The organism is uncultured Stenotrophomonas sp. (assembly GCF_963519925.1).
In the GTDB taxonomy this organism is placed as follows: Bacteria; Pseudomonadota; Gammaproteobacteria; order Xanthomonadales; family Xanthomonadaceae; genus Stenotrophomonas; species Stenotrophomonas maltophilia_AE.
This window is the reverse complement of the sequence record NZ_CAUQPH010000036.1, coordinates 25,205-32,080: the sequence shown is the minus strand read 5'-3', so window position 1 is coordinate 32,080 and position 6,876 is coordinate 25,205. Positions and strand designations below refer to the sequence as shown.

The window sequence follows — 6,876 nt, the reverse complement described above, 5'->3', positions numbered from 1 at the left end:
GCTGGATCCGGCGCGTGGGCTCGACCACGGGGCCTGGGTGCCGCTGCGCCTGCTCTACCCGCAGGCCGACATCCCGGTGGTGCCGCTGGCACTGCAGCCGCTGCAGGGCCCGGCACACCAGTTCGCGCTGGGCCGTGCACTGGCGCCGCTGCGCGAGCAGGGCGTGCTGCTGGTCGGCTCCGGCAGCATCACCCACAACCTGCACGACGTCGGCCAGTACCAGCGCGGTGGCGAAGCGCCGTATGTGCGGCCTTTTATCGAATGGGTGGAACAGCGCCTGCAGGCCAACGACAGCGCCGCGCTGCTCGATTACCGCCGGCAGGCGCCGTTCGCCGAACGCGCGCACCCCACCGACGAGCACTTCCAGCCGCTGCATTTCGCGCTCGGCGCGGCCGGCGGCGAGCTGCTGGGCGCGCAGCGCATCGATGCCGGCATCGACGCGGGCATGCTGGCGATGGACATCTACCGCTTCGACGGCGACGCACGCGCTTGAGCACTGTCTCCGTCGTTCGCGGTTCGGGATCGGTGTGGTAGTTTTTTTCCAGGCTTTCTGGAAAACGCATGCATACGATTGAAGTCGTCCTGGCGATGCTGGTGGCGGTAGTCGCCAGCGGCTACCTGGTCCGCGTCCTGCCGCTGTCGCTGCCGCTGCCCCTGGTGCAGATCGGTCTGGGGGCGGTGATTGCGGGGGTGTTCAACCGCGGCCACGCGCTGGAACCGGAGATGTTCTTCCTGCTGTTCCTGCCGCCGCTGCTGTTCCTGGATGGCTGGCGCATTCCCAAGCAGGGCCTGTTCCGCGACAAGGGCGTGATCCTGGAACTGGCGTTCGGGCTGGTGGTGATCACGGTGATCGGCGCCGGCTTCCTGATCCACTGGATGATTCCGGTGATGCCGCTGGCGGTGGCCTTCGCGCTGGCCGCGATCATTTCACCGACCGACCCGGTGGCGGTGAGTTCCATCGCCTCGCGCGCGCCGATTCCCAAGCGCCTGCTGCACATCCTGGAAGGCGAATCGTTGTTGAACGATGCCTCCGGCCTGGTCTGCTTCCGCTTTGCGGTGGCGGCGGTGATGACCGGCACGTTCTCGCTGGCCGACGCGTCGCTGACCTTCCTGTGGGTGGCCCTGGCCGGCCTTGTGATCGGCGTGGCGGTCACCCTGGGCGTGTCCACTTTCCAGCGCTGGCTGTGGCGGCGCTTCGGCGAAGAGCCGGGTGCGGCGCTGCTGGTCAACCTGCTGATTCCGTTCGCCGCCTACCTGCTGGCCGAAGAGGCCAACGCGTCGGGCATCCTGGCGGCGGTCGCTGCCGGCATCACCATGAGTTACGTGGAGCTCACCGGCCGGGTCTCGGGCAGCATGCGCGTGCAGCGCACGGCGGTGTGGAACATGCTGCAGTTCTCGTTCAACGGCATCATGTTCGTGCTGCTGGGCGAGCAGCTGCCCGGCATCGTCGAGCGTGCCATCGCCACCATGGGCGAAAGCGGGCACCACAACGCGTGGTGGCTGCTGGTGTACGTGCTGGTGATCAACCTGGCGCTGGTGCTGCTGCGCCTGGGCTGGGTGTGGCTGTCGCTGCGCTGGAGCCTGCTGCGTGCACGCCACCGTGGCGAGGAGCGCCAGGGCACGTCGTGGCGGATCGTGGTGGCGACCTCGCTGGCGGGCGTGCGCGGTGCGATCACCCTGGCCGGCGTGCTGACCCTGCCGCTGTTCCTGCCTGATGGCAGTGCGTTCCCGGCGCGCGACCTGGTGATCTTCCTGGCCGCGGCGGTGATCCTGGTGTCGCTGGTCGGCGCCAGCGTGGCGTTGCCGCGCCTGCTCAAGGGCCTGGAGCTGCCGGCCGATTCGGGCGAACGCAAGGAAGAAGACCTGGCCCGGCGCATGGCGTCCAAGGCCGCACTGGCCGGGGTGGAGCGCAAGCGCCAGGAGCTGGTGGAGCACCAGAGCACGGAAAACGTGCAGCTGTACAACGACGCCGCGGCACGGGTGAGCCTGTTGTACCAGCGCAACCTGGAGAAAGAGCAGGGCCCGGATGCCGATCCCGGCAAGGTGGCGCGCATGGAGCAGGGCTATCGCCAGCTGCGCAGCGCTGGCTTGACCGCCGAGCGCGAAGAACTGTTCCGGCTGACCCGGCGCGGACGCATTTCCGATGAGATCTCGCGGAAGCTGATCCGCAACCTGGACCTGCTGGAAACCCGGCAACGCGATTGAGGTGCGGAATTTCCGCCGCTCGGACATCCAAACCGATCATTGCCGGGCCCGGTAGGGTCGGTTCCCAAACGACCGCCGATAACGCCCATCGGCACGGTGACGCATGGACCTCGGGCGAAGAAGGCGTCTCCGCCAACGGTCATGCGTCACCGTGCCGATCACCTGCATCGGCGGTTGTTCGGGAACCAACCCTACCGCCACGCGGCGTGGGTGCCAGCGGCGTCAAGGCGCGGGTTCGCAGGTACACATGCCCGGCCAGCGCCGGGTAGCAACCGACCGTTGGTCGGTTGACCGCTTACTCTGCCGGCTTCTGGTCCAGGTAATACGCCACCACGGTGCCCTTGACCTTGATCGTCATCGGGTTGCCGCGGCGGTCGCGGGCCTTGCCGGCCTGCACGCGGATCCAGCCTTCGCTGACCGAATATTCCTCGACGTTGTCGCGTTCGACATCGTTGAAGCGGATGCCCACGCCGCGTTCCAGCGCAGCGGCATCGTGGAACGGGCTGGCCGGGTTGATCGCCAGGTGATCGGGAGGGGTATCGCTCATGGTCATCAGGTGCTGACGGCCACCACGGCCGTCTTCAGGCGCACAGGATAAACCGTGCGGCCGCCGTGGCCGAATTTCGCTTCCTGCCAACGCCCGGCCACGGCAGAATGCCTGCCTGTCTCCAGGAATACCGGCCATGCCCGACAACAGCGATTATTTCGACTTCGAAGAAGAGGAGCGCGACTTCGAGGAAGACGACTTCGAGGCCCGGATCTGGAACCTGTTCGTGCTGATCAACCCGAACGACGAGGAACTGGCCCTGCAGCAGTTCAACCGCTGGCGCGAGGCGCTGCTGGAGAGCGGCGAGGAGATCGACGAGGAGGCGGAGTGGCTGGCACCGTTGATGACCGCGATTGCCTGGCAGTCCGGTTTCGAGGTGGAGCGTGACGACGCCGATTCGCTGATGTCGGCGGTGAACGAGCTGGCGGCGCGCTGGAACCTGCAGCTGGACTGGGGTGGCGACCTGGATGATGAGGATTTCGCTGCCCAGGTCGATGCGCCGCTGCTGATGGCCACCGCGTACGACCGCCTGCGCGAGCACAACTATTCGCTGTGGAGCGTGGATACTGGCAACGGGGGCCTCGCAGGGTGGATGGCGCTCAGCCGCGATGACGATGCGATGCTGGCGCTGTGTTCGCTGCTGGGCGTGGAAGTGCGGCCGGGCGCGGATCCGTTCTGACAAAGAGGCACGGCAATGCCCCGGTAGTGCCGACTGTCAGTCGGCAGCTCTTCGCGCGGACCATGGTGCAGGGGCTCCGGGCAGCCGACTGACAGTCGGCTCTACCGCGGGCCATGGTGCAGGGGCTCCGGCAGCCGACTAACAGTCGGCTCTACCGCGGGCCGTGGTGCAGGGGCTCCGGCAGCCGACTAACAGTCGGCTCTACCGTCGGCTCTGCCGTCGGGCGGCTGGTATTGCGACCTTGCGTTCGCTATTACGGCTTTTACCAGCGTTCGATCGGTGTGTCTTGAGATGGGCTGCGCGCCCAACGTGATCGCCTTCAGGCGCATGGGTGCCGGCACGTCGTAATGCGCGCCGCTGCGGCGGTTCTGGAACGCGCGCCGCGGGATCCCGAGCTGCGCCGCCATGGCGTGCAGCTCGGGCAGGGTGTCGGCCATCAGATGCGCCCAGCGCTCGCCGCGCCAGGGATGTACCGAATCGTCGATATAGACCGTCACCGGGTCGCCGTGGCTCAGGCCTGCGGCTTGTCGTCGCTGGCCGCCGGGGTGGCGTCGGCGTCGGCGGCCGGTTCGGCAGCCTGGTCCGCGGCCGGGGCGTCTTCGCCAGCGGCGTCGGCGTCATCGCCTTCTTCGCCTTCCACGCCTTCGAACTCGGAGACCAGCTGCGACAGGTACTCGTCGGCGGTCTTGCCTTCGTCGGCGGCCAGGTCGTCGATCAGCTGCTGCAGCTGGGTCGAGTATTCCAGGCTGACCTTGCGGCCTTCCTTTTCCTGGACGTTGGAGAGGTGCTTGAGCATGGCCAGCATCGGCACCGGGTTGTCGGCGTTGCCCATGGTCTGGCCGCCGATGGCCAGCAGCCATTCGGTGCCCTGCAGGCCGATCGCGGCGACCACCTGGCCTTCCTCGTTGGTCAGCACGGCGTGGTTCTGGACCGGCTGCTGGGCGTTGAGGCGGTTGATCGGGCGCTTGGGCTGGAGCTTCTTGCGCTTGTCGCGCTTGGCTTTGGACTGCTTGGACATGGAATCGGTCTATGGGTACGGGAAAGACCGCCATTGTAGTGGGGGACGCGCGGGGATGCTGGGGCGGGCGGATCGTGCGAGCGGTGAAGGCGTGATTTACGCTGATTCCGATGCCGACATCGCATGTTGCAGGGATATCGGCAGTCGGCTGGGGCGCGACCCTACCGGCGCCCCGGCGCCCCGGCGCCCCGGCGCCCAGGCGTCCAGACGCCCAAGCGCGGATCGCGGCCGCGCACCAAACCCCGGTAGGTAACGACCGTTGGTCGTTACCCTCTACATGCACAGACCCCGGTAGGTAACGACCGTTGGTCGTTACCCTCGAACCGCCTCAGGGCGAGGCGGGGGCTGCGACCGGTGCCGCTGCCGCTGCGCCCTGGGCCGCCTGCACGTCCGCGTCCGGCACCGTCGGCGACAGCGCCACCTCCTGCCCGGAACCGGCCAACGCCGCCGCTTCGGCGGCCTTGGTCATCACCACGATGCTGATCCGGCGGTTGATCGGATTGTCCGGCTGGGTCTTGTCGAACAGCACCGAGGACGACAGGCCGACCACGCGGGTGACCTTGTCGTCGGCCATGCCGCCGTCCAGCAGCGCACGCCGGGCCGCGTTGGCGCGGTCGGCGCTGAGCTCCCAGTTGCTGTAGCCGTGGCGGGCGTTGTAGGCGGTGGTGTCGGTGTGGCCGGTGATGCTGATGCGGTTCGGCACGTGGTTGATGAACTGCGACAGCTCGCGAAGGATGTCGCGGGTGTAGTCCTTCAGCGCCGCACTGCCCATGTCGAACATCGGCCGGTTCTGCTTGTCCACGATCTGGATGCGCAGGCCTTCCGGGGTCAGGTCGAGCAGCAGCTGGTCCTTGAACGGTTCCAGCGCCTGGCTCTTGCTGATCGCCTCTTCCAGCTCCTGCTTGAGCACTTCCAGCTGCTTCTTTTCCCGCTCGCGCTCGTCCTGCTGCGGCACCGGGCGTTCGGCCTGCTGGTTCTGGAACGGGTCGTTGCTGTTGCCGCGCGAGACGTCGGTGGCGCCGCCGAGCTTGATCATCGAGGTGCTGGCGCCCCCGGGGCCGGCCATGCCCGGGGCCGGCGTGGAGTTCTGCCCGGTGAGCGGGCTGGGGTTGCGGAAGTACTCGGAAATGGCGGCGCGTTCGGGCTTGGTGGTGGCCGCCATCAGCCACAGCACCAGGAAGAACGCCATCATCGCGGTCACGAAGTCGGCGTAGGCCACCTTCCAGGCGCCGCCGTGGTGCGCGCCATGCCCGGCCTTCTTGACCCGGCGGACGATGACGGTGGGTTTGTTCTCGGCCATGGCGGTGCCTTACTTGACCGTCTTGAGGTGGGCTTCGAACTCGCTGAAGCCCGGGCGCACGTTCGAGGGCAGGGTCTTGCGCGCGAATTCCAGCGCGATCTTGGGGTTGTAGCCGCGCAGGCAGGCCAGCAGGGCGGTCTTCACCGACTCATAGATGCGGCTGTCCTGCTCGGCACGTGCTTCCACCGCGGCGGCCAGCGGGCTGACGAAGCCGTAGGCCAGCAGGATGCCCAGGAAGGTACCCACCAGCGCGCCGGCCACGTGCGCGCCGACCTCTTCGATGGCGCCGCCGATGGAGCCCATGGTGATCACGATGCCCAGCACCGCGGCCACGATGCCGAACCCGGGCAGGCCGTCGGACACCTTGTTGAGGGCGGCGGCGGGCTGCATTGCTTCGGCGTGGTGCTTTTCCAGCTCCATTTCCAGCAGCGGCTCGAGTTCGTGCGGCTCGATGTTGCTGCCGATCATCAGGCGCAGGCAGTCGGTCATGAAGTCCACCAGGTGGTGGTCGGCCTGCACCTTGGGATAGTTGGCGAAGATCGCGCTGTCGGCCGGGCGCTCGACATGGTCTTCCAGCGCCATGAAGCCCTCGCGGCGCGCCTTGTTGAGCAGCTCGTAGAGCAGGCTCAGCACGTCCAGGTAGTCCTGCTGCTTGTAGCGCGGGCCCTTGAACACGCTGATGCTCGAGGACAGGGTCTGCTTGACGGTCTTCATCGGGGTGCCGACCAGGAACGCGCCCAGCGCGGCGCCGCCGATGATCACCAGTTCATAGGGCTGCCACAGGGCGCCCAGCTTGCCGTGCGCGCCCACGTAGCCGCCGAGCACGCTGAGAATCACGATGAGGAAACCGACAATGATGAGCATGGGGCAGACGCGGGGAAGGGGATACCTTCATGTCGGCCTCACGCTCGGGTTCTGAAGGGTGGGGTTGGTTGGACGTCACACTTTTGGTCGGTGTGTCGTACCCACCAACGGTGGGTACCTACCGGGTTCGGTGGGCCCGACATGCGGGTGGCACCCGGTCCGGTGGGCCCGAGGTGCAGGTGGCGGCCCCGGCCCGGTGGACCCGACGTGCGGGTGGCGCCCCCCGGTCCGGTGGGCCCGGCGTACCGGTGGCGCGGCAGGTG

Annotated in this window: 8 protein-coding genes; 3 read left to right on the top strand and 5 right to left on the bottom strand. The window is 67.6% G+C overall.

The annotated features are described in order from the left end of the window. On the top strand, positions 1 to 493 hold a 493-nt coding region (locus RWO33_RS09105), incomplete at its 5' end, for a class III extradiol ring-cleavage dioxygenase (protein ID WP_314104480.1). A gap of 68 nt (positions 494 to 561) precedes the next feature. After that, on the top strand, positions 562 to 2,205 hold the full coding sequence (locus RWO33_RS09100; RefSeq protein ID WP_314104478.1) for a Na+/H+ antiporter: 1,644 nt from the start codon (positions 562 to 564) through the stop codon (positions 2,203 to 2,205). A 295-nt stretch (positions 2,206 to 2,500) separates the two neighbouring features. On the opposite strand, the gene RWO33_RS09095 is transcribed toward RWO33_RS09100, so the two are convergent. Next, positions 2,501 to 2,752, bottom strand: coding sequence for a DUF3297 family protein (locus RWO33_RS09095; RefSeq protein WP_145481390.1), 252 nt, complete (start codon positions 2,750 to 2,752; stop codon positions 2,501 to 2,503). A 136-nt stretch (positions 2,753 to 2,888) separates the two neighbouring features. Here RWO33_RS09095 and RWO33_RS09090 point away from each other — a divergent pair, with 136 nt between their 5' ends. Then, positions 2,889 to 3,431, top strand: a complete 543-nt coding sequence (locus tag RWO33_RS09090; RefSeq protein WP_145481391.1) for a hypothetical protein — start codon at positions 2,889 to 2,891, stop codon at positions 3,429 to 3,431. 188 nt (positions 3,432 to 3,619) lie between these two features. On the opposite strand, the gene RWO33_RS09085 is transcribed toward RWO33_RS09090, so the two are convergent. The 4 genes from RWO33_RS09085 to motA form a co-directional block, all read right to left on the bottom strand. After that, on the bottom strand, positions 3,620 to 3,928 hold the full coding sequence (locus RWO33_RS09085; RefSeq protein ID WP_314104476.1) for a DUF4031 domain-containing protein: 309 nt from the start codon (positions 3,926 to 3,928) through the stop codon (positions 3,620 to 3,622). A 14-nt stretch (positions 3,929 to 3,942) separates the two neighbouring features. Then, on the bottom strand, positions 3,943 to 4,449 hold the full coding sequence (locus RWO33_RS09080; RefSeq protein WP_145481393.1) for a hypothetical protein: 507 nt from the start codon (positions 4,447 to 4,449) through the stop codon (positions 3,943 to 3,945). A gap of 328 nt (positions 4,450 to 4,777) precedes the next feature. Next, positions 4,778 to 5,749 (bottom strand): flagellar motor protein MotB, encoded by a 972-nt coding sequence (motB, locus tag RWO33_RS09075; RefSeq protein ID WP_314104473.1) that lies wholly within the window; start codon positions 5,747 to 5,749, stop codon positions 4,778 to 4,780. Between the two features lie 9 nt (positions 5,750 to 5,758). After that, on the bottom strand, positions 5,759 to 6,613 hold the full coding sequence (gene motA / locus RWO33_RS09070; protein WP_145481395.1) for a flagellar motor stator protein MotA: 855 nt from the start codon (positions 6,611 to 6,613) through the stop codon (positions 5,759 to 5,761). Positions 6,614 to 6,876: the final 263 nt, after the last annotated feature.